A 2,529-nucleotide genomic window follows, 5' to 3' on the forward strand; every position below is an offset into this window, starting at 1 on the left:
GGCAGACTTTGAATAATTTTTCCATACAGGTGCACTTTTCTTTAGTTCTTTGATAAGTGCATCTGTATCAATAGCAGCCTTTTGGTCTTTGGCATGTAGTAACAGCCATATTTCAAAACAAGGATTGCTTAATAGCATTTCCGCTTTACACTTAAGCAATTTCTCGTTGATGGCTTGTACATCCATATCGTACATGAGGAATGTATGTACCTTGTCCCATTGTGAGATTTTGAGTTCTTTTGTACGCTTCTCAACCAATGATGGCGTTATCTTTGTCCCTTCTATGTGTGAAACGATTCTGATGGGTGACTTGTACCACGTCTTCAAAAGATTGATATAGCCAACCTCTGTTTCGCCCTCACAGATAACAAGGGCGATTTTCCGCATCCGCATGGATCGTGCAGGTTCTCTTTTGCTTGCCATAGAGTCAATCTTCTAACAATTGTTTGATACTTGATACGGATGAGTCAACATACGGAACGGCATCAAATCGTCCTTGTATATAACCCTTCTCGGCATCCATGTTTTCACGGAAGTCCTTGAAGTCATACAAAGAATAGACATCTGTTGCGCCATCCTCGGACTTGTTGACAAATACAATCTGGTCTCTTCTCAATCTTTTAACGTCAATAAGATTTGTATTATGGGATGAGAACAGTAACTGACTTCCTTCTGATGCATGGATTAAGTCGAGAATGAAGTCCGCTAATCTAGTATGGAGTCCCATATCGAACTCATCCATCATGATACCTTTTCTGTTTTTGACAACATCAAGCAAGCGAATCAAAATTTGGAAGAGTTTTCTTGTTCCATTGGATTCCTCCATATCCATATCAAACATTACGTCAGTTTGATTACGATGATATGTCTTGAACTTCAAAACATCAATAAGTTTGAAGGACAATTCAGATTGACCAGGAATAGCAACAGGTGCAGGAATCTGTTCTTTTCTGGCTACAATATCCGTAATATCCGTATCACATATCTCAAGAGCCTTGAGGATGACTTTCTTGTATGTATTGAAACTATCAAGAACCATCATTTCATTGACATTTACAAGACCCAATAGGAATTGATTCATGAAATAACGATAGAGTCTTTGCGCAAACTCTCTATTCATGGAGCTTGCTCTACTTAAAAACAAGTTTTTATCGCTTGTATTCAAGACTACATCGGATGGCTTTGTGATAATTCCTGTACCAAAACTATATTCCCCGTCAGGTTGTCTTAGAAAAACCTTTGCACGTCTTCCAACAGGGTAATGATATAAACTTTCTGAAATGATACGATCCTTGGTCAGCTCAAACGAGTATTCATATTCAATATTCTCGCAAACAAAATCTATCAGGAATTTACTTGGCTTGTTCTGCCATCCTTCAAATTTGAATGGTTCGAAGTTAAAGATTGCACCTTCATTATGAAGATGTGAATCCAAAATCATTCTACAACAAAAATTGATAGCTTTAAGAATGTTTGATTTTCCAGATGCATTAGGTCCGAACAGACCAACAGATTTTAGAATAGGAATACCGTTCCACTCCAATATATTGTGTCTTAATTCACGAGCTAATGTTGTGTTGATATTAGCTGCACGAAAGTCAATTCTGATTCTATCTCTAATCGAGAAGAAATTTTCAAATTCGATTTTTAATATCATTTTATGTGGCTATTTGTAGAATTTCTGCAAATATAACAACTAAATATCGCAATTGGATACTTTTGAGTAAGAAATGTGCTTTAAAAATGTTTTTTTTAACTATATAACCTATTTTTGTAGTGGTTATCGTTCATGCAGCGTAGTTCAAGTTGCAAATTTCAAAGATATTGTTATGTTCAGTATCAAGACATGTTCAATACCATTGAACAAACAGTGTTTATTGAACAAAATCAATGTCAGCAAACGAGAAAAATGGAATGTTATTGAGCTATAAGTCTAAAAAATATCGAGTTATAGCTCAATAATTCAAATAATCTTAAAGACCAAAGAATTGATTTACAAACCTTTGAAATGTTGTCATGAATCCTAGTTATATTAAGAGCAAGCATTCGATTAACGAATAAAACGCAATAAAAGTAACACTACGTTGAATTGGTCATACAAACAAAGTGTAGAGATGCTTAAATCGATATTCAATTATGATTTAAGTCCGTTTTTTACCACAGGCTTGCAAAAATAGGGGTTAAAACATAATTTGATACTTATTACCTCGTCAAAGGAGTGGCAGCTATTGAAACTAATTCGTCAGTCAGAACTGACGAATTTACAAGAATTAGCAACTGTCTCTCTTAAATGCCAGGCACTATACAATCTATTTTGTTGATTGGGCAGTCGTAACTGCTGAAATTCATAGAAAGAAATACACCAATTGCAATGGTCGATTTAAACAACTTTTTGTGCGTAATGCTCATCAATCATAGCCTGGGCCTCGTTCATCGTGATTTTCCCTTCTATCTCCATACGAGCTACCTGGATAAGAAAATCAGATACACTAAGTCCATCCACACGTTGCAGTCCGATAGCTACAATCC

The 2,529-nt window shown here is 35.8% G+C and carries 2 protein-coding genes; both read right to left on the reverse strand.

The window, feature by feature from the left end; translation table 11 throughout:
* A partial coding sequence (locus ABUA47_RS16655; protein ID WP_349831787.1) for an RloB family protein occupies nucleotides 1-423 on the reverse strand: 423 nt, incomplete at its 3' end.
* A gap of 4 nt (nucleotides 424-427) precedes the next feature.
* The gene (locus ABUA47_RS16660; protein ID WP_178286306.1) at nucleotides 428-1,657 is read right to left on the reverse strand and encodes an AAA family ATPase; all 1,230 of its coding nucleotides are present in this window, start codon (nucleotides 1,655-1,657) and stop codon (nucleotides 428-430) included.
* Nucleotides 1,658-2,529 lie beyond the last annotated feature (872 nt).

Origin of the sequence: Bacteroides sp. RTP31139st1_H2_RTP31139_211217 (assembly GCF_040227615.1) — a bacterium.
In the GTDB taxonomy this organism is placed as follows: domain Bacteria; phylum Bacteroidota; class Bacteroidia; order Bacteroidales; family Bacteroidaceae; genus Bacteroides; species Bacteroides uniformis.

Excerpts from the sequence above, each read along its gene's own strand:
- ABUA47_RS16660 (WP_178286306.1), bottom strand. The coding sequence starts at position 1,657 with ATGATATTAAAAATCGAATTTGAAAATTTCTTCTCGATTAGAGATAGA.